This is a genomic window from Providencia lanzhouensis, assembly GCF_050469745.1.
Taxonomy (GTDB): Bacteria; Pseudomonadota; Gammaproteobacteria; order Enterobacterales; family Enterobacteriaceae; genus Providencia; species Providencia lanzhouensis.
The window spans coordinates 147,569-170,315 of record NZ_CP174123.1; the positions used below are offsets into that span (position 1 = coordinate 147,569).

Below are 22,747 nucleotides of genomic sequence, written 5' to 3' on the forward strand. Positions count from 1 at the left end.
GGACTTTAATCATGCGTAAGAGTGTTATTGCTTTATCAATATTAAGCATTTTTTTTTCAAACACCATTCATGCTAGTGAGATGAAGAGTATTAAAATTGGTGGTTACATTATTCCTCCGGCATTTGTGAGTGCATTGGAAGAAGGAATGTCTGTGCCTGTTTTTCTACGATTAAGTGATGATGCTAAAAACAACCAAAGCGAAGATAAAATCGCGGATGCAGTTATTGTCATTGACCAAGGTAAAATTAAATTATCCAGTATTCACCTCATTGACAGTACGCAAGGTCCGCAACTGAATAGCTTGCTGGTTGATAAAATTGAAAATAAACAAGATGCCATTTTTGATGATAACAATGGTATTGTTATCGACAATAATGCAGTGCTGAAATTAAATATTTCATCATTCAATTTATCATTAGATGTTGATAAAGCTGCATTTGCACCGAAAACTCACGCAAGGCATTCTGTATTAGGTGATTCATCCGTTAATTCACTTTCGGCAGTGGCAAACTATGATTTAGGTGTATTCCAAAGTCAGGTAAAAAATGCAAAAAATAGCTCCAGTAGCTATTTCAATTTAGACGCGTTATTTGCCGCAGCAGAACACCATTTTAATATCAATGCATCGGCGTATAGCATCGGTAAATCCAATGCAAGTGTTGAATTATACCGAGCGATGTATGAGCGTGACTTTAATGGGCTGCGTGTCGCATTGGGTTTAATGAGTACGTGGAATTTACAATCCATTGCGAGCTTAACTGCGTTGAGCAGTAGCAAAATTTATGCGGTCACTATCGGGAATAACTCCGAGAGTGTCGTCAACAATAAACAGCAGTCACTGACCCCTATTTATGCCTTCTTAAATAGCCCTGGCGAAGTTCGTATTTATCGTCAAGGTAAGCTTCTTAATATCCAAAACTTCCCAATGGGTAACTTTGAAGTTGATACCAGTATGCTGCCTTTTGGTATTTATGATGTCACTATCGAAACGGTTGTCGATGGGAAAGTGGTCACCACTCAAAACCAGACAATTAATAAATCCTTAGGGGCAATCGGAGGAAACTTCGACAAACTGAATTGGGAAATGTACGGGGGCTATGTTGATTTCGATAAAAGAAATTATGCCCGTGGAGAAGGTCGCCATAGCCAAGCTCCAGAGAAAAGTTATTTAGCGGGAGCGTCATTCGCCTATAACTTCCCTGTGCTGTCGGGGATACGCTTCCAGATGTCAAACTATGGTTTTGATAAATTCCTAGTTCAAGAAACGAGCATTAACGCATCGATTAATAACTACATCTCAGTCTCTTGGCAGGGCATGCTGGAAAACCACGGCAGCCATCGCAACATTGGTACAATTTCTGTCAGTATTCCTGACGGTTATGGTTCTTTTTGGGCATCACGAGAGCGAACGGTGATCGAAGGGGATTTGCCGCTTTACGATGCGGATAACTATTCCTATGGCGCAACAGTTAACTTCGACAAGATTATTGATAGGACGGGTTCATTCACGATCAGTAATACCAAAGACCGTCGCGTAGGCAGTGATTCAATTAACTACGAATATGCAAATACGCTATTTTCTGGGCGCTATGGAACGGTTGGGCTCAGAGCCGGTGTACAGCGTTATCACTATGATAATCAAAACAGTACCAACGAAAAATATGTGAATCTGGACTTCTCATTACCGCTGTCTACGTGGTTAAGCACGGGCGTTTCTTCCACGAACGGTAATATGAAAGCCAATATTTATGCCAACAAAAGTTTTGAAAATTCACCGATTACCAATGCGGGAATTTCAGTCTCTAAGTTAGTGCGTGATAAAGATAATGGCGCTTCGGATTTTTCGACGCTGGCCTACGCCTCTTATGACATGAAATATAACTCGGGTACCGTCACGATTAACCGACCGGATAGCGACCGACTGAATGGTAACTTAACCTCTCGCGGATCGGTGGCTTACAGCAATGGGATGATCACACCAAGCGGCAACCAAGGAAAATCAGGGGTCATTATTAATTCTGAGATTCAAGGCGCCGGTAGCATGGTGGCAAAAGTGAATGGGCAAAATTACCCAATTAGCGGAAAAAATACCTTTATTCCATTGTCACCGTATTCAGATTACGACATCCAGTTAATGAACGACGGGAAGTCAAAAGACAGTTTTGACATTGTCTCTGGACGCAATAAATCCGTCACGCTGTATCCCGGCAATATCGCGTTTTATCAACCCGAAGTTCGTCAGTTGGTCACGGTGTTTGGACGGCTTAAATCACCGGATGGTGAATACATAAAATATGCCTCGATTCGTAACCATATAGGGCGAACAAAAACCGATAAAAATGGGGAGTTCTCCATGGACGTTGATGTGCGCTATCCCGTAATTTCGTTATTGCAAGAAGATGAGAAAACGATCTGCGAAGCCGATTTAAACCTACAAGGCGCACGCGGTGCTTTATGGGTCGGTGAGGTGACTTGTGAGCCGCAATCTAGTTATGCGAAAAGATAATGAGAATTTAACGATGAAGAGAAATAGATTTCTTATATTCATAATTGCTCCTTTTATTTTGAATTTTTTATTAAGCGCGGCAACGCACGCTGTCACTGTGACTAACAGCTATGTTTTTATTGAAAATAATGTTGATGACGAATATTTCATTACACCAAGAACAACGGATCCACGTTTTTCGGGGGCTAACAAATATACACGTTACTCAAAATCGCTACAGCTTAGTTTGGGCTATATGGGGTATGTGAATACAGCCATTCAAGCAAACCAATTTGTTGATATCTGGTTAGAAAATTCTCAAATAGATAGACCATTTACTGGGAATCGGTGTATGCGGGGATATTGCAATGACGACAGTGGTTATTGGCCTGCGCAATACCTTGGGAAAGATGGTGCATACAAGATAGTGCAAAGTAATATTAATGGGGAATCTTACTATGCGAGAGGGATCTTCAGCGACTCTGCTTACCAATATTTCCTTAAATTACCTGTGGGAACCGTCGAAAGTTATAGTTATAGATCTTGCATGACAAAAACAGATTATAACCCAAGCAAAGGTGAGACTTGCCAAAGTGTAGGTGGGCAGATTATTGCATCCCATGAATTCAATATTACTAAATCTGGGCATATCAAGCTGACTTCAACGGGAGCGCTGCAAGAGATTTTTATAGATAGTAATGGAAATCCAACCTTAGGATTAGGCTCTCAATTTTGCCGAGTTGGTATCGTATTAAGTCAAAATGGGATCATCTGTCAAGTTGTCGACCATGAGACAAAGGGAGAGATATTCGCCAATATTATGTTGAGTTTAAAAATTAATAATACATTGATTCCGTTTGTACCTGCGGCTAACACGATATTGATTGGTCCTGATGACGGGAGTAATAGTTGGTATTATTACAATACAACTTATCCGGCGAGCTATTATTTTAAAGGCAACAATAAGAATGTATCGATATTTTTATCTAATACATTTTTGAAGCAACTTGTGTCGTCGAATGTTGATTTTAAAAATAGCCAAGAGTTTTTTACGTTTTCATTTACTAACTCAGCGGTACCTCAATCTGGGTATTATGAGTTCACACCGTCTAATACTATTATTCTTAAACCTCGAGATTATGGGATCAGTATTATCCCTGCCGACTTTAACCCGAATCAATCGAAAACCGGGAAAGTGGGTAATGAAGAGCCGCCAATTGAATTTAATTATATTGTGACGACCAGCGGACCAAGGCAGGCAGATTCAATCACCGCCAAAGTGGAAGGTCCAAGCACCACGCTAAAAGGGCAATCGTACTGCTTATTTAGCTCAAATGATGACAAATTCAAAGTGCCATTTTCAGCGTATTTGTCATTTAAAAATCACACGGGAAGCTTAGAGTCTTACCGAGCCAGTTGCGATAGCAATGAAATTTCCCTCAAAAATGCGCTATGGGAAGAGACGCCGTGGGCAAGACCAAATGAAGATTTAGGTTCCTTTTATCGCACCAATTTAGACCTGCTATTCCCAATGAATGAGGCGAATTCTTTCTTCACGTTAGATGGCATTGATTGGCTAGGGACAGTCTCAGCAAGCGGAACGGTGACAGTAAAAGCCATCTGGACAGGGCCCGATATTCAATAAATTAATTCATTTTTTAGGCGACTCATTCAGTATGCAGTTGCCTTTTTCTTCAGCGCTAACAGGTTAATTATGAAACTCAATTCTTTGCTGAAATTCTTATTACTATGCACACTGTTTTCGTTTAATGCTAGCGTTCATGCGCTTTACATTAATTCGGATATCTCTTCGATGGATTCCGATAAAGAATTTTTTTCTAAGCCCTATATTAACGATACGAAAAAGACCAATTTATATAATTTTAGCGCGTATCAAATTGATAAACCGGGCAGCCATGAACAAGGGCGAGCCATTCATAATGGGGAAATTATCTTTACCCCACTGAAGAAAATTTTATTACCAGGAGAGCAGGAATTCTTTAAAATTTTTTATCGCGGAACCGCTGATAACCAAGAGCGCTATTACAAAATCATCATTAGTGAAACGCCGCTTGAAATGCAAAATGATCATGAGGAACGTAAACAGCCGCTGTTTTACCCAACGGTCAGTTTAGAAACGTACTTCGTCGTGAGACCCAAACAGCCTGATTTTAAATATACGCTCGACCAAAATGCAGGCATTTTGAAAAACACGGGGAATACCTACTTTAGAGTGCTTTTGCATAACAATTGTGATGCAGAGGATGATACTGAGCCTTACGTCCTTTACTTGCTACCTAATCAAACGTATCAAGATGCACGTTTAACCAAGAAAAGTCGCAAGTACATTGTGATTTTTGATAAATATTACGCCGTAGGTAACTGTGAGTAATCGTTATTATTTGTAGAGCGCACTAATAATAACGCTGCTTTTCATGATACCTTTTTCGACACTTGGTGATTGAGCATATGGCTTGGCAAAAAAGCTAATATCAAATTGGTTATTACCATTAGCACTGAATCGTTGGTTTTTTCCAGATAAATCAATAGGACTCTTATCCATCCAAGATAAATAAATTCCAACACCAGATAAGTTGGTTTTCAACTCACCACCAACACCATTATTAAGAGCCCCTTGAGCACCAGGATAAACTTTAATATCTATGTTATTAGGCTTAAAGCCACTTTTATTGCAATCCACAATAAATTGCGTTTTTACAGCAGGTTGTTTTCCTGCAAGTAAATCGGTTTCATTGATCACATCGAAATCGACAATTTTATTGAAGCCTTTCCCATCATTAATATCGCAAGTGATATTGACGATATCTAGCGAGATGCTCAGAACCGTGTCGGGTAAAATTTCATCGGCAACGGTATGCAAAGGGTAGCCACTCATCAGCATGAAAAGAAAGCAGAAGGGAAGTGTTTTATTCATCAATTCGCTCACATTAAAGGTATTTTATTTTGATTGTAATGTGGGTGCTCCCACTGCCTAGAGTCACGCTATTGCTGCCAATGGGTAGTGCAATAGGTTTTACTTTCAGTTTCACTTTCATTAATGAGGCGGTGGGTTTTTTAAGTAAAAGCTCTTTTCCCATCGGCACACCTGTGCCAAGGTCTCCAACTTGGCTATCTTCCCATGCGACTAAATAACCAAGAGTGTTGTTAACAGAACCAATATAGCCAGATGCCCCCATGGTTAAATGAGGGGTAGCGGGTTCAAATAAGAGTGAAACACGTTGTGGAACTATGGTTCCTGAGCAATCTAATGATAGTGTGGTATGCCCCTCTATTTCGCCAGATAAAACAGTTGCGCTATCTAATGCACCAAAAGCAATATTATCGATCGTTGCTGGCAGGCAAGTGGCAATTTTCACACTCATCCTAATTTGCGATGCCAGCTCTTGACCAACCATGGATGATTGTTTGGTGAGTGCTCCATAGCTATTGATATGTGTAAAAATCAATACGCTGATGAGCAAAATAGATTTGCGCATAGTCACCTCAACTAGTTGAATGTTAACTTAATATTTAATGCTGTACTGGCGGCTCCAGGTGAACCCGTCGTACCAAGTAAAACGGGTTTTACGTTAATAGGAATGGATACGTTAGGTGTTGTGGGTTTCGTGACAGGGGCTTTTGCAACGCCATCAACCAAAACGGGAGTATTGATGGCAGCCATTTCAGCGGTCTTCCATGTCAACTGATAACCTATAGTGGTATTTTGTTTGGTCTTCAAAATACTTTTTGTGGCATCAACGCCATCAGCCGAGGTTAATGCCATCGTATAAGATGCTAAAGTTGCATCACAAGTGATTGCAATCGTCATCGGTTTTTCAACCACTTTGCCATTTTTAATGTCACTGACAGATTGCTCGCCAAAGTCGATATCTGCTACTGAAGCGGCACAAGAAGCCTTGACCGTCATCTTAATATTCGAGGTGACTGTCCCGCCTGTTACGTTGGTCGCAAAGCTTGTTGCATTAGCATAAATAGAAAATAACGATGCAGTACAAAGGAAGAGAGATCTCTTGATCATAAAAAATCCTGTTAGTTTAGTTTTACATTAATGGTCAAGGCGGTATTAGCTGCCCCCACTGCCGTTTGAGTTGTTAACGGAACGGGTTTGACGGTAATTGGAATCGTGAAATTTGCTGTTGTTGGCTTGGTATTTGGTGCCATAGCCGCGCCATTGATAACGACGGCACTATTTACAGGTTTAAATGCACTATTACCCCATGTGAATTGATAACCAACGGATGGATTACTTTTCACATTGATAATTCCATTCGCAGCATTGTTGACACCATCCTTCCCTGAAAAACTTAAGGTATAGGCGGGTAGCACCGCATTACAGGTAAATGCGACGTTGATGGTTTTACCGGCAACAGATTTTGCGTTAACTGAACTTGCAGTTTGGTTGCCAAAATCCACATCGTTGACTGAGACCGCACATGATGCGTTATTGACGAGGGTCATCGATGTTGGGGCACTGAACGCGACACTCTCTGTCATTAACGTACGGCTGTTATTACCAATTCGTGAATAGAATTTTCTGGTTAACATGTAAGTAGGGTTTACAACCGTTTTTCCAACAGGGGGTTTTTTCTGTAAGTAAACGGTACCGGAGTCTGTTCCTCCGCCAGCATTGGCTAAATTGGTATAGCCCGTTCCACTGGTTTTGTAGTCTAAAACCAGTATCCAAGCACTGTTACTACAGCTTCCTGTTGATCGAAATCTTAAAATGCCATCGGATGAGGTTTTATCGACGGTTCCACCATTTGGGCAATCATTTGGTGATGCGCCATATTTATCAACAATATAAATAAAGTTACCTGTCGTATTCCCTGCACCACTTGAAGCACGTAAGCATTGCCCTGCTAAAGTTAATGGGACACCAGGGGCGCCAAAAGTATAGAGTTGATCGCCAACTTTTTTGTTCGTCACGTCGATTTGTGCTGGAAATGAATATTTGATGGATATATTTCGGCATCTTGCCGCAGAGGCATCTAACGCGAAAAAAAGCATCAATATTCCAAGGTAAAACCCTTTTTTTGCCATGATGATGTCCTTATTGCAGTTCGATCACACGTCGAGCGCCGTAGTCATCAATGGCTTCAACAGTGACTTTACCGGATAACGGGCGCTGTAAATCCATCTCGCTGAAAGGCGGGAATAAGCTAATTGAGCGTTCAACATCCGCGGATAAAGACAGTGGTTTGTTGTTGACGGAAACTTGTGTGAGTGCAAAGTAGTAAGGTGTTGGGTTCTTCAGAGTTGAACCGCTATACGTGATATTTTTTTCTGCATCCTCTCGGCTTTCTGCAAGGATTTTAGGGCGATAAATGAGCTTAACTTGTGTATTTAATGCCACAGCAAGGACATTGCCCTCTTCCGCAGAGGCAACTGGTGGGATTTCTTGAACATTCAGCCAAAACAGTGATTCCCTGTCTTTTGGCAGTATGTCATTAATATAAATTAAGCGAACAAGCTGTTTTTCATTGGCTGCGACTTTAAATAAGTTGGGTGCAGGAACAAAGAAAACATCATCCCCTTTGAGGTTATCGATCCAGACCTGCCCACCGTAGGCTTTTTCGCTATTATTCTTAACTTCAACCGCAATATTTTTACGACCTTCATCATAGATAAATCGAGTGCCATTCAGCGTGAATGCGGAATAGGCATTAAAACAGGTTAACAAAAATGGCAAGATAGCGAGTTTGGATATGAGCTTAATCATTGCATTCGATCTCCATGATTTGGTTTTCATTGGGTTCTACCCCATTCATATTTAAGGTGCATACCTCATCATTTGAGGAGGTAATGAAAATGGCATTAGGCTGACTTAATAAATTCAACAGCAAAACACCGCCATTGGAGACAAATCCCACATAGTCGTTATTTTCTGTTCGTGCTGAGCTACCGGCAGACACAAACTCACCGTTTTTCTTTTTCAGTCTTAAAATGTATCGATGTATGGTTGAGTATTTGAACTCGCGATAAACAATGGCTTTATCTGTTGGAACAACGCGTTGTACAGAATCGAGTAACTCAACGTTGTTTGGAACTTCCTCAGTATTGATTTTTAAATTATTTTCAATATAAGGGGAGACACCAATTACGGTATTTCCATGTCTATCTGTAGGCGGTGAGTCATTAAAAACAATATTTCCGATATTCTTAATGTTGGCGATGGCGACAGTATCTTGTCGCACATTGGTTAAAAATAAGCCGGTTTGTTGCGTGGCAAGCAAGCTACCGGAGGCATTGATAGAGCCTGTGGTTTGATGCTGGTTTTGGGCAATAGCCACACCTGTATTCACCCAGTCTTGGTTAAATCCAAAGTAAGCAGAGTTTGACCAACTATCACGATCTTTGCTGGTATTCACGCTATAGTTCACTTTTTCATTAATGTTCCCTGCGATACCAGAGTTAAAACTGGCTTTATTATCACGGTCATAGCTTACAGAGTTCGTCCAAAAATGGTTTTTATCAAACACACTAAACGGAATATTCACACCGATGGAAATGGCATAATTATCACGGTCATGGTCATTTAATTTTTGATAATCAGCGGATACCGAAAAGTCGATACCTTTGAAGGCTGTGTTATAAGTCACGTTAGCGCCGATTTCATTGCGGATACGATTACGGTAGGTTTGTACCCATCCCGACAGGCTGATAAAGCTGTTATCAAAATTTTGAGAAATAATGGTTTCATAGCGCTCTTTACGATTACTTCTTTGGTACAGCGCATTTTGGTTAAACTCATTAAAATCAACGTACTCTTTACCTGTATAACGGTAAGTTAAAAGCTGTAAGTTAGTCGTATTCGACAGTGAATTGGCATACTTCAGCATATAACTTATCCCTGATTGCTTAGCATCAGGTGATGTGGGAGTCTGTTTTTGAAAGTGACTGTTGGCCGCGTTCACGTTAAAAGAGACCGCACCAAATTGACCAAACTCTTTACTCAAACCAATTCCAGCACTTTGATAATCACTGTGTAAAATTCCCGCCGTTTGCAACGTAAAATACGTAAATCCATAATCAAGAGCGCCCAAAAGGAATGGGTGGCTTTCACGCTTTCCAGCTAGCTCTCGCTCACCAATGACGAGGTTGTAATCCATCTCATTGGCTCGTAATAATGATGGGAGTGTGGCAACTGGCACATATCTCACTGTTTTGGTTCCATTATCTTCTTCAACAGTAATGGTCAAATCACCATTACTGACGGGGGAAATATCATTTAATTGATATGCTCCCGCAGGAACGACTTGAGAACTAAGAACGTATCCATTTTGTGAAATAGTAATTTTTGCATTCGAACTGACCACACCTGAAATGACAGGGGCGTAACCTCGCATTTCCCATGGGCGCATATTTTTTTCTGAACGTAACGCCATTCCGTAAAACACAAAGTTAGGTAACATCGTCATTGATGTTATTGTTTTACCGGCAATAAAACTTCCCTGTATAGACTTCATGGCAGTTGAAATGGTAGCTTCTGAAGTCTCGGTTCCTGAATCTTTAAGATAACTACTGCGGACGTAGCCTACCCATCGACCAAAATTAGAATATAAGTCGAAATCCCCATAAAGTTGGGTATTAGCGGATGTTGTTTTAGAGACATACCCGGAATAGTTAACTTTGATCCCTGGTATTCCATAATCCCATTCTTGTTGATTTTTTGAGTTATCTAAGGCGACTTGTGGAATATTAAAAGTCAAAACCTGTTTTGCATTATCAAAGTCAATTTTAACACCTGGATAATAACCTAAGTTGTAGCAGTTTCTTTCTGCATCGAATTCATTTTCAAATAAGGATAAATTAATAGGCAATGAAAGCTCATTTATCCATGTTGTATTTAAACAAAGATTTTCTCTATCTTTGGTTAATATAATTAATTCTTTTTTTCCCATTGGGTGGCGATTAAAAATCACCTCTACAATATAGTGACCTTCAGGATATTTAACACTGTCATCAAAAATACTTGCTGCTTGAGATTGAACTCCTCCATGTAAGAAGTCCATATTCAAGTTTGCATATACACAAAATGGACTTACCAACAGGGATAATATAAAAGCATTGACTGGTTTTAAACGCATATATCCATCACTATTTGTAAGCGGTAATAAGGGTCAAAGACCCTTAATTTAAAAATATAAAACTAATTATTTATATGCCACTGCATAAGTTGCAGTAGAAATGATGGTACCTTCGGTAACAGTTTGACCTGTTGTTGCCAACATTCTTGCTTTGAAATTCATATTTCCAATAGCATCGGTTCCATTACCAAAATCAACTGTTTGGCTGTTATAAGTTACATCTTGATTTGGAGTGGTTGAGTTCATTGCGGTTAATTGAATAGAAACACCATTTGCTGTTCCTTTCATATTTGCAAGACCAGAATTAGTAAATCCAGCGCTTTGCCAACCTACTTGACCATTAGTTTTTTTCAAACATTCGTCAGTACGTGGAACTAAACTAAATTCAACGTAGTCACCATTGGTATCTGCTGTTGTCATTTTGCCTAAATCAATTGTAGATTTAACTAACCCACCGACTTCGGTATCAATATCACAAGTTGCAGAAGTTACCGCTCCAATAAATTGTACTTCCCCTGTATTTGCAAATGCAGCGCCACTAAGTAATACGCTGCTACAAATTAAAGGTAATAACATCTTTTTCATTTAATCATCCTCATAAGAGTATTTATATTTAATAATGTGTATTAAGAATCTCTGGATATGCATATCCAAAGATTCAAATTTAAATTTCACCATTTTTAATGTCAGGAACTGTGCAGGCGAAATGATAGATAATAAAAATCATTTACATCATTAAGAGATGAATGTTTTGGAGCCTGCTCGTTCTGTGATGCAGAATACTCTCACTCCTCAGCTGGATAAACTAAATAAACTACTTAAGTATTTTTATTTATATAGAATTCTAAAAATATTCATTATTAACAATAGGTTGTGGATTCATGGTGCTAAAAAACTCAATAAAACCTTCAAATTTATTTTAGTTTTTTATGATTTATTTCAATTTTCGGTTCACTCGCATGGGTAGTATAGTGTGGCGATGTTTTACTATATTAATAAAGAATGAAATTATGAAATCGAGTATAAAATATATAATTAATGACAAGTTTGAGTTTGACTACACCAATAAGAAAATCACATACATACTTAATGGAGATAAACGTAAAGTCTTAACGCCAGCTGCGAATATTCTTTTATTTTTAATAAAAAACAAGGTAGATGGAGATAATGAAGTTATTTCACAAGATGAGCTATTTAGTGCAGGTTGGGGTGAAAAAAAGAAGTTTGTGACAATCAATACGTTTTATCAAAACATTTTATTGTTACGAAAGGCATTTAGCGAACTCGAACACAATTTTGAGATAATAAAGAATATTCCTAAAAGAGGCTATAGGCTTGTTGATGATATACATATTCTTAACTCATCGATAAATAATGTAAATAGTAGTAGGTTTAGAAATAAACACAAAATTGATAGGAAATATGATGGGAAAATAGAAAAAATCCATATCCCTAAAGTGGAAAAAGTAGAAAACCATAAAAACATCAGCATAAATACTCCTCCTAAATATCCCTCTGGGTATATTAAAAAAAAGAATGTGTGGCTCAGTTTCTCAAATCGTGAAGTGAAAAGAACAATCATTATGCTAGTTCTAATTGTGTTGATGACAACAATTTTTTTTAGCTATATCGATTTTCAAAAAAAAAGTAGTAGCTTATCGAACTACACCCATTGTGGAGAAATTAATAGTAAAATAATACTCTGTAATAAGCAGATGGATTTAAATGCGAAATTATCTAAATTTCTCTCAGATGAAATTATTTCAAAGTCATTTGATGATTATCAATATATGTATGTGATAAGACGGAATTTCACTAATAAATTATCAATCATTTATTGCATCAGAGAGTTAGATTCATTTTCGTTAAAAGATAATGAATGTGTTTCGTATTACATCATGGATTGGGCTGGATAATAAAAATGAAAAAAAGCATCTTGAAAGCTGTTGTTTATACATCAGCAATTATTCTTTCTTCTATTGCTGTATACCAGGTTAATGAGTCAGATGACATTATTTGTCGATCCTCATTTAGGACTATTTCTATTGAAAACAATGTAAAACTCTCTTTGAGTATTTCTTACACCTTAGGCGATCATGAAGGGTGGGTGAATTTAAAGGGCAAGTTTAGCCAAAATGGTATTGAGAGTGAGGTAGCAAGAAAGGTTTATATCGATATTATAAAGATTGGCGATAGTCTTAAAATTAAATCTAAGAAAAATATTTTATTGAATTCGGATAATACGGACTCTTCGGAGTTAGAAAAATATTTGTCTCAGTCTTATTTGGACCCCAACCTAGATATGGATATCTTTCTCTATCCTCAGAAAAGTGGTGGGTATGTCTTTTTCACCAATGATATGTATGCTTTTTATTGCAAATGATTAAATATGAGCGTGATAGATAATCTATTCAATAAAAAGATTATCTATCACTACCTCTTTAATCCTGTGTATGTAGTCGTTTAACGATCATGACAAGGTCGTTGAGGAAAGTCTCAATATCCATGTCAAGTTTGCTAATAATTAAAAATAATCTCGGTAATGTGATATTGCTGATCCCTACCTCATACCGTGAAAACTGTTGCTGACTGACACCGACACGGCTAGCGATTTGGCTTCCAGTCAAACCCAGTTCTTTTCTTTTTTTTCTTATATAGTGCCCGATTAAATTGTTTATTTGAGCTTCATTCTCTCCGGCAAAGTAAAAGCTAATATCTTGAATGGGTAATTTATAGGCTTGCGTGCTTTCAAAGGAAAGGTGTTCACTCATCATATGTCCTCTTGCGTGATGGAATCATAATTGTTGTATTTCCACCGAGGGGTGTAAACCAAATTAAAAATCAAATAGTTTTTAGTCTTTTAATCTAGGTTTTTTATGTAGTTAGGGAATTTCTTTATTAAAAAATTAAGTTTTCATATTTTCTTAATTAAAAGCAAAATGAGTATTTTGAAAGAGAAATCGTTTGAAATGATAATAGAAACCAATCTTATTAAGATTATTATTTATTATTAGTGGTATCACAATAATTTGCGCAATATGATGTTTTTTAATCAAGGGTTCTTTTCGCAGGAATATCGATAAAAATAATCAGAAAATAATAAAGCTTTAAGCGTGTTATTTTTGAATAATCATTTGAATATAGACAGTTATATATTATAAATCTCTTTTTTATATATTTAATTATATAGCGAATAGGTGAAATAAACCGAGAATGAAGCGGCATAAACACATTGATGATGTTGATTATCAATGTATTTATTGATGTAAGACAATCTCTCGAGTTCCCCGATTGATATTATTAACTCAATCAAAACTCTAATTACCTCTAATTATGTGGCTGGCGGTTTTATCGCTAATGGCACACAAACTGCATTTTTTAATTCCATTGTTTTAACGAAAAAAATTTAGCGAAAAAACTTCTTATTATTTTAAGCAATTGCAATTTAAGTGAGCGAGTTATATATGGCCAATATAAAAGAGAAAGCTGCTATTTTTGCTCCTCTTAGCCGTCGCGGCTTTGTGAAAGCGGGCGCCGTGACAGGTTTAGCCGCCGCAGCGGGAGGATTTTCTCTTCCGTTTAGCGCTTCAGCGGAAACAGAGCAAAAAACATCGACACCATCAGGGAATGAAAAAGTTGTTTGGAGTGCATGTACAGTTAACTGCGGAAGCCGTTGCCCATTGCGCATGCATGTCGTAGATGGCGAGATCAAATACGTCGAAACCGATAATACGGGTAATGACGTGTATGAAGAGCTGCATCAAGTCCGTGCATGTTTACGTGGCCGCTCTATGCGCCGCCGCGTCTATAACCCTGACCGTCTGCGCTACCCAATGATGCGTGTAGGCAAACGCGGTGAAGGTAAATTTAAGCGAATCAGTTGGGAAGAAGCTTTCGACGCTATTGCCGATAACATGAAGCGTTTAATTAAAGATTATGGCAATGAGTCCATTTACCTGAACTACGGTACAGGTACTCTTGGCGGTACCATGACAAAATCATGGCCACCGGGCGCAACTTTGATTGCTCGCCTCATGAACTGCTGTGGTGGTTATTTAAATCATTATGGCGACTACAGTACCGCACAAATTGCGGCAGGTCTGAATTATACCTTTGGTGGCTGGGCAGACGAGACGGTAATAGCCCTTCAGACATCGAAAACTCTAAATTAGTGGTGATGTTTGGTAACAACCCTGGCGAAACGCGTATGAGCGGCGGCGGGGTGACTTACTATGTTGAACAAGCACGCGAAAAATCTAACGCGAAAATGATCATCATCGATCCTCGCTACACCGATACGGGTGCAGGGCGTGAAGATGAATGGATCCCAATTCGTCCGGGTACTGATGCGGCGCTCGTTAACGCCATTGCGTATGTGATGATCAAAGAAGACTTAGTGGATAAGCCATTCTTAGATAAATATTGCGTAGGCTACGATGAAACCACCATGCCAGCTGGCGCACTAAAAAATGCGCATTACAAAGCTTATATCCTGGGTGATGGTCCTGACGGTCAAGCGAAAACCCCTGAATGGGCGTCATCCATCACCGGTATTCCGGCAGATCGCATTGTAAAATTAGCCCGTGAAATTGGTACCGCAAAACCTGCGTATATTGTGCAAGGTTGGGGTCCTCAGCGTCGTTCGAATGGTGAGCTGACGTCTCGTGCTATCTCAATGCTGGCGATTTTAACTGGTAACATCGGTATTCATGGTGGTAACACGGGGGCTCGTGAAGGCTCTTACAGTATTCCATTCGTGCGTATGCCGACCTTAACTAACCCAGTGCAAACCAGCATTTCCATGTTTATGTGGACTGACGCCATCCTGCGTGGTCCTGAAATGACGGCTACCCGTGATGGTGTCCGTGGTAAAGATAAATTGGATGTGCCAATTAAAATGGTATGGAACTACGCAGGTAACTGTTTAGTTAACCAACATTCAGAAATCAACCGTACCCACGATATCCTGCAAGACGAATCGAAGTGCGAAATGATTGTGGTGATTGATAACCACATGACCGCCTCTGCAAAATATGCCGATATCTTACTGCCAGACTGTACTGCGTCTGAGCAAATGGATTTCTGTATGGATGCTTCCGCGGGGAATATGTCCTACGTTATTTTTGCTGACCAAGCTATCAAACCCCGTTTTGAAAGCCGAAATATCTATGAAATGACCAGCGAAATTGCCAAACGCATGGGTGTCGGTGAGCAGTTTACTGAAAATCGTACCCAAGAAGAGTGGTTACGTCATTTATACGAACAATCTCGCGCTGCATTACCTGAGCTGCCAACGTTCGAAGAATTCCGTGAGCAAGGTATCTTCAAAAAACGTGACCCTAAAGGTCACCATGTGGCTTATCAAAGTTTCCGTGAAGATCCGATTGCGAACCCATTAACCACGCCATCAGGCAAGATCGAGATCTATTCCGCGCAATTAGCGGAGCTGCAAAATTCATGGGAGCTGGAAGAGGGAGATGTTATCCATCCATTGCCAGTCTATTCCGTTGGGTTTGAGCAGTATGGCGATCCATTAATGGAGAAATTCCCATTACAGTTGACGGGCTTCCACTATAAATCACGTACCCACTCAACCTATGGCAACGTGGATGTATTGAAAGCGGCTTGTCCTCAAGAGTTATGGATCAACCCACAAGATGCGGCGAAACGCTCCCTGAAACATGGGGATTTAGTCCGCGTATACAATGACCGAGGCGAAGTGCGTGTCAAAGTCAAAGTTACCCCGCGTATTTTACCGGGTGTGGTTGGTTTAGGAGAGGGTGCATGGTATGACCCAGATGGTAACCGTATTGACCATGCGGGCAGCATTAACGTGCTGACCACGCAGCGTCCATCGCCACTGGCGAAAGGGAACCCATCACACTCTAATCTTGTTGAAGTTGTGAAAGCTTAAGGATGCCAGATATGTCAACGCAATATGGTTTTTATATCGATTCAAGTCGTTGCACTGGCTGCAAAACCTGTGAGTTAGCCTGCAAAGACTTTAAAAACTTATCTCCAGAAGTGAATTTCCGCCGTATTTATGAATACGCGGGCGGTGATTGGACTGAGCAAGATGGCGTTTATGGGCAGAATGTTTTCGCCTATTACCTGTCTATTTCGTGTAACCACTGCGATGATCCAGCGTGCGCTAAAGTGTGTCCAAGTGGTGCGATGCACAAACGCGAAGATGGGTTTGTGGTGGTGGATGAAGAAGTCTGTATTGGTTGCCGCTATTGCAGTATGGCATGCCCTTACGGTGCGCCTCAGTTTGACCAAGTCAAAGGTCATATGACCAAGTGTGATGGTTGCTATGAGCGTGTAGCAGAAGGCAAAAAACCAATTTGTGTGGAATCTTGCCCATTACGCGCATTGGATATGGCACCGATTGAAGAACTACGCGCTAAATATGGCGATTTAGCGGAAATCGCACCATTACCATCGGCTGAGTATACTCATCCAAATATCGTTTTAAAATTGAATGCCAATAGCAAACCTGTCGGTGATACCACGGGTCATCTGGCTAACCCGGAGGAAGTTTAATATGGGCGCGGGAATTCATGAATGGCCATTGATGTTTTTCACGGTTATTGGTCAAAGTGTTGCGGGTGCATTTATTGTGATGGCAGCGGTTTTATTAAGTGGAAAACTATCCCCTGAACTTAACCATAAAGTGCATTACAGCATGTTTGGTTTGTGGGTATTAATGGGAATTGGTTTCTTATTATCCACGATGCACATGGGGACACCACTGCGCGCATTTAATGCCTTTAATCGCTTAGGAGCTTCTTCACTGAGTAATGAAATTGCCAGTGGTGCAATCTTCTTTGCCTTTGGTGGCTTGTATTGGTTGTTGGCAGTGTTAAATAAAATGCCTGCTGCGCTAGGTAAACTGTGGTTAGTGGTGGTGGCTGTTCTTGCGGCTATCTTTGTGGTGGCGACTTCCCGTGTGTACCAAATCCCAACGGTACCAACATGGAATAACAGCTATACCATGATCAACTTCGTGCTAACGGCATTCTTAGGTGGACCTATCTTAGCCGCGCTGTTATTGCGTGTCGCTGGGTTTGACCTGCAATGCATTCGTCGTCTCCCTGCATTGAGTGCGATAGCATTATTAGTGAGCGCTGCTGCCGCAATCTCTCAAGGATTTGACTTGGCGAGCATTGAAACCGCAGTACAAAAAGCAACGGATTTAGTGCCTGATTACGGTTTCTTAATGGATATTAAGATTGTTGCCGTAGCGATGGGGCTGGGCTGCTGGATCATGCCGTTAATCGCAAAACGTAATCCATCCGTCATCAACTTGGGTATCGGTACTTTGTTAGTGTTGGCGGGCGAGATTGTTGGACGCGGTGTGTTCTATGGTCTGCACATGACCGTGGGCATGGCAGTTAACTAATCATCACCTCAAAGGCTTAGCAGATGGTTGCTAAGCCTAAGGTTGATGACAAAGAGGGATAAAAGCGTGGTTTTTCCCTCTTTGTGTTATCAGGCGAAAATCAATAAATTGATTTTCCTTGTTAATGTTACAACTCAAACGAGCCATTTCCAAACCTGATGGGTTTGGAAATGGTCTGGGGCTTAGCAGATGGTTGCTAAGCCTTTCGTTCCCAAGAATTTTTATCAATAATAAGCAAAACAAAAAATAACACATGAACAGTGGATTACACACCATGAACGAACTCGCTTTAAATGATGTTTCTGTGACAGCTCGGATCCTTGGTGCGGCATTCTATTATTCCCCTGACCAAGTGCCTGAGATTATCGAATTATTGGTATCCGGTGAATGGGTTGCAGATTGGCACTACGGCTTTGAAGAGCAAAAACAAGGGATTGCCGCAGAGATGGCGACAATGCAACGTGATGATGAAACCCTTGATGAAGCTTATCAACGCCTCTTTATTGGCCCTTACGCACTCCCTGCTCCACCATGGGGATCGGTCTGGCTCGATAAAGAAAATGTGCTGTTTGGCGAATCTACCTTGCAACTTCGCGAGTGGATGCAAGCCAATCAAATTGATATTCATTTAACCCAAAACGAGCCTGAAGACCATTTTGGTTTATTGATGATGATGGTGGCTTGGGTGGCGGAACATCAACCTGAAAATCTTTCTGAATTATTAGGGAAACATATTTTGCCGTGGGGCCTGCTGTATTTAGATAAAATGCAGGAAAAAGGCGATTCTCCCTTTTATGTGGGGCTGAGTAAGCTGGCGCATTTAACGCTGGTGGCTTGGCAGAATTCGATGAATATTGAAGTGGATAAAAAACTGATTTTTTATCGCTGATGAGTCGGTTGGCGATCTTGGGGATCGCCATTTATCCTAAGGTTTGATCGGCTGTTTTTGTTGGCTCCAAACACGATAAGCAAAAGCAGCACCCACTAATACTAAGTAAATCACTGGCTCAGGCGTTAGGGTTTTTAATGACAAAGCATAGTGGCAAAGTGCGAGTAATAGTGTTGGGTAAAGCAGCATGTGAATTCTTTTCCACCATACACCTAGGCTCATTCGTATGCGGTTGAACGAACTCACCGCCATCAAAAATAAGCATAGCCAAGCCATGGCGCCAATCACTAAGTAGACCCGCGAAAAAACCTCCTCAAAAAAGAGTGATAAATTATTGACGCCAATCTCCAATAATAAATAGCTACTCAAATGCAGTAGAGCCCAGAAAAAGCACCATAATCCCAGTAATTTTCGTGTCTGAAACAGCGTGGTAAATCGCAATAATTTAGCGATAACGGGGATCAGTGCGATAACGATGAGCAAACGCAAAGCGGCTATTCCCGTAAAATGTTGGATGTCTTTAGCGGGATCAGCGCCAAGTCGCTGAGTATCAATTAAAAAAATCAGCCATGCCAAAGGAAGCAGAGCAATAAGATGAAAGCCTCCTTTGGTTAATCTCACTAATAGCCTGTTTTCTTGGGGCATTAGAAGTATCTCCGCAAGTCCATTCCCTGATACAAGCTCGCGACTTGGTCTGCGTATCCATTAAAAAGTAACGTAGGCTGTCGGGTTACTTGACCTAAACCCCCCGCGCCAATAAAACGCTCGGTCGCTTGCGACCAACGAGGGTGATCAACTTGCGGGTTCACATTGGCAAAAAAACCATATTCACTGGGCGCGGATAGGTTCCATGTGGTATCTGGCATCTGTTCGGTTAGGCGAATTTTGACGATAGACTTAATTCCTTTAAAACCATATTTCCAAGGAACAACCAAGCGGATCGGTGCGCCATTTTGATTGGGTAATGTTTTTCCATATACGCCAGTGGCAAGTAAGGTTAGCGGATTCATGGCTTCATCTAAACGTAGCCCTTCAACATAGGGATAAGGTAAGCCACCGCCGATATAACGGCTTTTTTGTCCTGGCATTTGTTCGGGAGCATAACGAGTTTCAAAGGCGACATATTTGGCTTTGCTGGTGGGCTCCACCAATGCCAATAGTTTGGCTAACGGAAAGCCCACCCAAGGAATAACCATCGACCAAGCTTCGACGCAGCGCATGCGATAAATACGCTCCTCTAGGGGAAACTTGGCGTTGATATCATCTAAATTAAGGGTCAAAGGACGATTCACTTCCCCATCAATGGTTACTGTCCATTCGTCGGTAATGAGGGTATGCGCGTTTTCAGCTGGATCAGATTTTCCTAGCCCAAACTCATAAAAGTTATTATAGCCAGTCACTTTATCTTCAGGTGTCAGGGTTAACGATGACTGAAACTCTTCAGGTTGAATAAATGTCAGTGCTTTTCTTGGCGCTGAGGGCGTTGCTGGCGCATCGTCACTTAGCCAAGAAAATAAGCCCGCATTTGCTGTCGCTGCAACGGTTAAACCTGCTGCCCCCAGACCTAAGGCTTTGAGTAGCTGCCGGCGCTTCATAAAAAAAATGGATTCATCCGTGATTTGAGAGCCGGGGATTTTAGGTAACTTTTTCATTGTGCGCTCCATAGCAAAAAGAAGAATGAAATCAGTTATACCGAATGCGTGATAAAAGTGGCTGACAGTAAGATGACAAATTTGTCATCTTACTTAATTGTAGGAGATTTTAGATTGTAGGAAACGTTAGCGTAATGGTGCTGGTACCTGCTTCGTGTTCAAAACTAACCGAACCGCCATGCAGTTCAACAATCGCTTTGACAATCGCCAGCCCCAACCCAGTTCCCTCCGTGGTTCTGGCATTATCTCCGCGCCAAAAACGGGTGAAAATTTCCTCGCTATTTTGTAGGGAGTTCCCTTGGTTAGTGATGCGGATTTCTCTCTGCTGGGGAAGCTCAATGATCTGGGTGACCACGCGAGTATTTGGGTGAGAGTATTTAATCGCATTAGCGATAACATTCATGAATACACGGCTCAGTAATACCGGATCAGCATCAATCCTGAGAGTTGAAGGCTCACAATAAAGCGCAATCTGTTTCTCTTCTGCATAAGCCGAAAATAGTTCATAAACATCATTCACTAATTCTGATATTGAGAGATTTTCTCGATTTAACGTGATGTTTTTATTTTCAGCACGAGCAATAAATAACGTGCTTTGGATCATCTGTGCCAGCTTATCAAGCTCTTCAATATTGCTAATGATGACCTCTTCATATTCGCTCACATTACGGGAGCGTTGGAGTGTAATTTCATTTTGCACTCGAATGGCATTAATGGGCGTTCTTAGCTCATGGGCTAAGTCATCGGCGAACTGGGTTAGTTTAACAAAGTCATGTTTTAGCCGTTGGCGCATGGTATTCATTGATTCGCCCAGCTCTTTTAACTCTTGTGGAAGCTGATCAATATCGATCGGATCATTCAGCGCATGTACGTCCGTTTTGATCGTGATCTGGCTCAGTGATTGAATATCGGAGAGCCCTTTTTTCAGTAACCATAAACTCAGTAATCCCATCAACAATATTGAGAGGGCAGACACCAGCACGCTTTGGGTTAAATATTGGGTTAATACTCCGCTGCGGTCGACGGAGACTTTACCGAGTACCACATGGAGCTGCCCTAATGGTGAGTTCATGGCGAAATAGACCGCGGAGATGGGAATGTTTTGTGTGGTTTGCCAATGGTTGATGGCATGGATATTGAGCTGCTCAAGGTTTACTAGCCGCAGTGGTTGGGTATCCAGAAGTTCGCTGTTAGTCGCGACGAGTATATGCCCACTCGCATCAGAAATCTGGATCAAATCTTGGCGCATGTCCATCATGCTTTGGAAATACATCGGCAGCGTTTTGATATCGATGCCACCCGAAATTAATTTAGCGAGCTGCTCCGCACGGTTCACGAGCAAATTATTATCTTGTTCAGACAGCTCATTCTTCAGCGAGTGATATAAAACCCATGTCACGACGCCAGCATTAGCGACCATTAGAATGATAAACAGGGAAATAAGTTTAAAGCGTAGCGACTTTTTTTTCATTCTATTGGCCTATTTAATCGGTATCCCATCCCTCGAATGGTTTCGATAAGCTTAACTTCAAACTCATCATCAATTTTCTTTCTCAATCGACGAATGGCGACATCGATGATATTGGTATCACTGTCAAAATCGATGCCCCAAACTTCACTGGCAATTAAGGTTCTAGGTAAAATTTCATCGCTATGCAGCACGAAAAATAGCAACAAAGAAAATTCTTGGCGGGTTAAGATGATTTTCTTTCCTCCGCGTTCAACATCATGGCGGGTCAGATCTATCTTTAAATCTGCAATCGTCATGGTTGTCGAGGTTGGCTGATTCACTTTGAGTTGGTTTTTAACGCGCGCTAATAATTCAGAAAACGAAAATGGTTTCACAAGGTAGTCATTGGCACCGAGCTCTAAGCCTTTAATGCGATCATCTACGGCATCCCGCGCCGTGAGGCAAATAACGGGAATACTTTTCGCAGTGCGTAAGATTTTTAAAATATCCCAGCCACTCATACCCGGCAGCATGATATCGAGAATAACCAATTGATAATTGTTTTCTAAAGCAAAGTAGAGTCCATCACGGCCATCATTAGCGACATCCACCAGAAAACCCGCTTCTTCTAAGCCATTTTTAACCCAACCTTGGGTTTTAAGGTGATCTTCAATTAATAGTATTCTCATGGAAACCCAGCAATCGTTTTATTTGACTTAATTCATCTTAAAGAAACTTTTACTGTAAAGAAACAGTCTGG

20 protein-coding genes and 1 pseudogene are annotated in these 22,747 nt (G+C 40.7%); 9 read left to right on the forward strand and 12 right to left on the reverse strand.

Annotation, left to right across the window (positions count from 1 at the left end; all coding sequences use genetic code 11):
• Positions 1-11 precede the first annotated feature (11 nt).
• From ACIH2S_RS00655 to ACIH2S_RS00665, 3 genes are all read left to right on the forward strand, one after another.
• Positions 12-2,507 carry a TcfC E-set like domain-containing protein gene (locus tag ACIH2S_RS00655; protein WP_430247921.1) on the forward strand — a complete coding sequence of 832 codons (2,496 nt, stop codon included), beginning with the start codon at positions 12-14 and terminating at the stop codon, positions 2,505-2,507.
• Complete coding sequence (locus tag ACIH2S_RS00660) at positions 2,494-4,131, forward strand: fimbrial protein (protein ID WP_430248551.1); 1,638 nt, start codon at positions 2,494-2,496, stop codon at positions 4,129-4,131. Before ACIH2S_RS00655 ends, ACIH2S_RS00660 begins: the two co-directional genes overlap by 14 nt.
• 69 nt (positions 4,132-4,200) lie before the next feature.
• Entirely contained in the window at positions 4,201-4,878 is a 678-nt protein-coding gene (locus tag ACIH2S_RS00665) for a fimbrial protein (RefSeq protein ID WP_108478646.1), read from the forward strand.
• Between the two features lie 6 nt (positions 4,879-4,884).
• On the opposite strand, the gene ACIH2S_RS00670 is transcribed toward ACIH2S_RS00665, so the two are convergent.
• From ACIH2S_RS00670 to ACIH2S_RS00700, 7 genes are all read right to left on the reverse strand, one after another.
• Complete coding sequence (locus ACIH2S_RS00670; RefSeq protein ID WP_108478647.1) at positions 4,885-5,421, reverse strand: fimbrial protein; 537 nt, start codon at positions 5,419-5,421, stop codon at positions 4,885-4,887.
• A 13-nt stretch (positions 5,422-5,434) separates the two neighbouring features.
• Positions 5,435-5,983 carry a hypothetical protein gene (locus ACIH2S_RS00675; RefSeq protein WP_036950378.1) on the reverse strand — a complete coding sequence of 183 codons (549 nt, stop codon included), beginning with the start codon at positions 5,981-5,983 and terminating at the stop codon, positions 5,435-5,437.
• Positions 5,984-5,994: 11 nt separating this feature from the next.
• Positions 5,995-6,525 (reverse strand): spore coat protein U domain-containing protein, encoded by a 531-nt coding sequence (locus ACIH2S_RS00680; protein WP_196712483.1) that lies wholly within the window; start codon positions 6,523-6,525, stop codon positions 5,995-5,997.
• 11 nt (positions 6,526-6,536) lie between these two features.
• Positions 6,537-7,547 carry a fimbrial protein gene (locus ACIH2S_RS00685; RefSeq protein ID WP_108478648.1) on the reverse strand — a complete coding sequence of 337 codons (1,011 nt, stop codon included), beginning with the start codon at positions 7,545-7,547 and terminating at the stop codon, positions 6,537-6,539.
• Positions 7,548-7,557: 10 nt separating this feature from the next.
• Positions 7,558-8,226 carry a fimbrial chaperone gene (locus ACIH2S_RS00690; RefSeq protein WP_108478649.1) on the reverse strand — a complete coding sequence of 223 codons (669 nt, stop codon included), beginning with the start codon at positions 8,224-8,226 and terminating at the stop codon, positions 7,558-7,560.
• Entirely contained in the window at positions 8,219-10,594 is a 2,376-nt protein-coding gene (gene pefC, locus ACIH2S_RS00695; RefSeq protein WP_196712482.1) for a PefC/AfrB family outer membrane usher protein, read from the reverse strand. Before pefC ends, ACIH2S_RS00690 begins: the two co-directional genes overlap by 8 nt.
• 66 nt (positions 10,595-10,660) lie before the next feature.
• Positions 10,661-11,179, reverse strand: coding sequence for a fimbrial protein (locus ACIH2S_RS00700; RefSeq protein ID WP_036950387.1), 519 nt, complete (start codon positions 11,177-11,179; stop codon positions 10,661-10,663).
• A 425-nt stretch (positions 11,180-11,604) separates the two neighbouring features.
• Here ACIH2S_RS00700 and ACIH2S_RS00705 point away from each other — a divergent pair, with 425 nt between their 5' ends.
• Positions 11,605-12,510 carry a winged helix-turn-helix domain-containing protein gene (locus ACIH2S_RS00705; RefSeq protein ID WP_036950391.1) on the forward strand — a complete coding sequence of 302 codons (906 nt, stop codon included), beginning with the start codon at positions 11,605-11,607 and terminating at the stop codon, positions 12,508-12,510.
• 5 nt (positions 12,511-12,515) lie between these two features.
• A complete protein-coding gene (locus ACIH2S_RS00710; protein WP_036950393.1) occupies positions 12,516-12,977 on the forward strand; it encodes a hypothetical protein in 462 nt (153 codons plus the stop codon).
• Between the two features lie 58 nt (positions 12,978-13,035).
• Here ACIH2S_RS00710 and ACIH2S_RS00715 read toward each other — a convergent pair whose 3' ends face one another.
• Positions 13,036-13,368, reverse strand: a complete 333-nt coding sequence (locus tag ACIH2S_RS00715; RefSeq protein WP_051422597.1) for a helix-turn-helix domain-containing protein — start codon at positions 13,366-13,368, stop codon at positions 13,036-13,038.
• A gap of 690 nt (positions 13,369-14,058) precedes the next feature.
• On the opposite strand from ACIH2S_RS00715, the pseudogene dmsA reads away from it, so the two are divergent.
• From dmsA to dmsD, 4 genes and pseudogenes are all read left to right on the forward strand, one after another.
• Positions 14,059-16,508 (forward strand): annotated as a pseudogene (gene dmsA, locus ACIH2S_RS00720) (dimethylsulfoxide reductase subunit A).
• Positions 16,509-16,519: 11 nt separating this feature from the next.
• Positions 16,520-17,137 carry a DMSO/selenate family reductase complex B subunit gene (locus ACIH2S_RS00725; RefSeq protein WP_036950397.1) on the forward strand — a complete coding sequence of 206 codons (618 nt, stop codon included), beginning with the start codon at positions 16,520-16,522 and terminating at the stop codon, positions 17,135-17,137.
• A gap of 1 nt (position 17,138) precedes the next feature.
• Positions 17,139-17,996 carry a DmsC/YnfH family molybdoenzyme membrane anchor subunit gene (locus ACIH2S_RS00730; protein ID WP_108478652.1) on the forward strand — a complete coding sequence of 286 codons (858 nt, stop codon included), beginning with the start codon at positions 17,139-17,141 and terminating at the stop codon, positions 17,994-17,996.
• 274 nt (positions 17,997-18,270) lie between these two features.
• Entirely contained in the window at positions 18,271-18,885 is a 615-nt protein-coding gene (gene dmsD / locus ACIH2S_RS00735; RefSeq protein WP_321146503.1) for a Tat proofreading chaperone DmsD, read from the forward strand.
• A 36-nt stretch (positions 18,886-18,921) separates the two neighbouring features.
• On the opposite strand, the gene ACIH2S_RS00740 is transcribed toward dmsD, so the two are convergent.
• From ACIH2S_RS00740 to ACIH2S_RS00755, 4 genes are all read right to left on the reverse strand, one after another.
• Positions 18,922-19,530, reverse strand: a complete 609-nt coding sequence (locus tag ACIH2S_RS00740; RefSeq protein WP_108478655.1) for a sulfite oxidase heme-binding subunit YedZ — start codon at positions 19,528-19,530, stop codon at positions 18,922-18,924.
• Positions 19,530-20,537 carry a protein-methionine-sulfoxide reductase catalytic subunit MsrP gene (gene msrP / locus ACIH2S_RS00745; protein WP_036949887.1) on the reverse strand — a complete coding sequence of 336 codons (1,008 nt, stop codon included), beginning with the start codon at positions 20,535-20,537 and terminating at the stop codon, positions 19,530-19,532. The genes ACIH2S_RS00740 and msrP overlap by 1 nt, the downstream gene beginning before the upstream one ends.
• A 109-nt stretch (positions 20,538-20,646) precedes the next feature.
• Positions 20,647-22,008, reverse strand: coding sequence for a heavy metal sensor histidine kinase (locus ACIH2S_RS00750; protein ID WP_108478656.1), 1,362 nt, complete (start codon positions 22,006-22,008; stop codon positions 20,647-20,649).
• The gene (locus ACIH2S_RS00755) at positions 22,005-22,676 is read right to left on the reverse strand and encodes a heavy metal response regulator transcription factor (protein WP_036949891.1); all 672 of its coding nucleotides are present in this window, start codon (positions 22,674-22,676) and stop codon (positions 22,005-22,007) included. The genes ACIH2S_RS00750 and ACIH2S_RS00755 overlap by 4 nt, the downstream gene beginning before the upstream one ends.
• Positions 22,677-22,747 lie beyond the last annotated feature (71 nt).

Coding starts and splice junctions, on each gene's coding strand:
- ACIH2S_RS00685 (WP_108478648.1), bottom strand. CDS start 7,547: ATGGCAAAAAAAGGGTTTTACCTTGGAATATTGATGCTTTTTTTCGCG.
- ACIH2S_RS00740 (WP_108478655.1), bottom strand. CDS start 19,530: ATGCCCCAAGAAAACAGGCTATTAGTGAGATTAACCAAAGGAGGCTTT.
- pefC (WP_196712482.1), bottom strand. CDS start 10,594: ATGCGTTTAAAACCAGTCAATGCTTTTATATTATCCCTGTTGGTAAGT.
- ACIH2S_RS00655 (WP_430247921.1), top strand. CDS start 12: ATGCGTAAGAGTGTTATTGCTTTATCAATATTAAGCATTTTTTTTTCA.
- ACIH2S_RS00755 (WP_036949891.1), bottom strand. CDS start 22,676: ATGAGAATACTATTAATTGAAGATCACCTTAAAACCCAAGGTTGGGTT.
- ACIH2S_RS00715 (WP_051422597.1), bottom strand. CDS start 13,368: ATGATGAGTGAACACCTTTCCTTTGAAAGCACGCAAGCCTATAAATTA.
- ACIH2S_RS00660 (WP_430248551.1), top strand. CDS start 2,494: ATGCGAAAAGATAATGAGAATTTAACGATGAAGAGAAATAGATTTCTT.
- ACIH2S_RS00730 (WP_108478652.1), top strand. CDS start 17,139: ATGGGCGCGGGAATTCATGAATGGCCATTGATGTTTTTCACGGTTATT.
- ACIH2S_RS00705 (WP_036950391.1), top strand. CDS start 11,605: ATGAAATCGAGTATAAAATATATAATTAATGACAAGTTTGAGTTTGAC.
- ACIH2S_RS00680 (WP_196712483.1), bottom strand. CDS start 6,525: ATGATCAAGAGATCTCTCTTCCTTTGTACTGCATCGTTATTTTCTATT.
- ACIH2S_RS00670 (WP_108478647.1), bottom strand. CDS start 5,421: ATGAATAAAACACTTCCCTTCTGCTTTCTTTTCATGCTGATGAGTGGC.
- dmsD (WP_321146503.1), top strand. CDS start 18,271: ATGAACGAACTCGCTTTAAATGATGTTTCTGTGACAGCTCGGATCCTT.
- ACIH2S_RS00665 (WP_108478646.1), top strand. CDS start 4,201: ATGAAACTCAATTCTTTGCTGAAATTCTTATTACTATGCACACTGTTT.
- msrP (WP_036949887.1), bottom strand. CDS start 20,537: ATGAAAAAGTTACCTAAAATCCCCGGCTCTCAAATCACGGATGAATCC.
- ACIH2S_RS00675 (WP_036950378.1), bottom strand. CDS start 5,983: ATGCGCAAATCTATTTTGCTCATCAGCGTATTGATTTTTACACATATC.
- ACIH2S_RS00725 (WP_036950397.1), top strand. CDS start 16,520: ATGTCAACGCAATATGGTTTTTATATCGATTCAAGTCGTTGCACTGGC.
- ACIH2S_RS00710 (WP_036950393.1), top strand. CDS start 12,516: ATGAAAAAAAGCATCTTGAAAGCTGTTGTTTATACATCAGCAATTATT.
- ACIH2S_RS00690 (WP_108478649.1), bottom strand. CDS start 8,226: ATGATTAAGCTCATATCCAAACTCGCTATCTTGCCATTTTTGTTAACC.
- ACIH2S_RS00750 (WP_108478656.1), bottom strand. CDS start 22,008: ATGAAAAAAAAGTCGCTACGCTTTAAACTTATTTCCCTGTTTATCATT.
- ACIH2S_RS00700 (WP_036950387.1), bottom strand. CDS start 11,179: ATGAAAAAGATGTTATTACCTTTAATTTGTAGCAGCGTATTACTTAGT.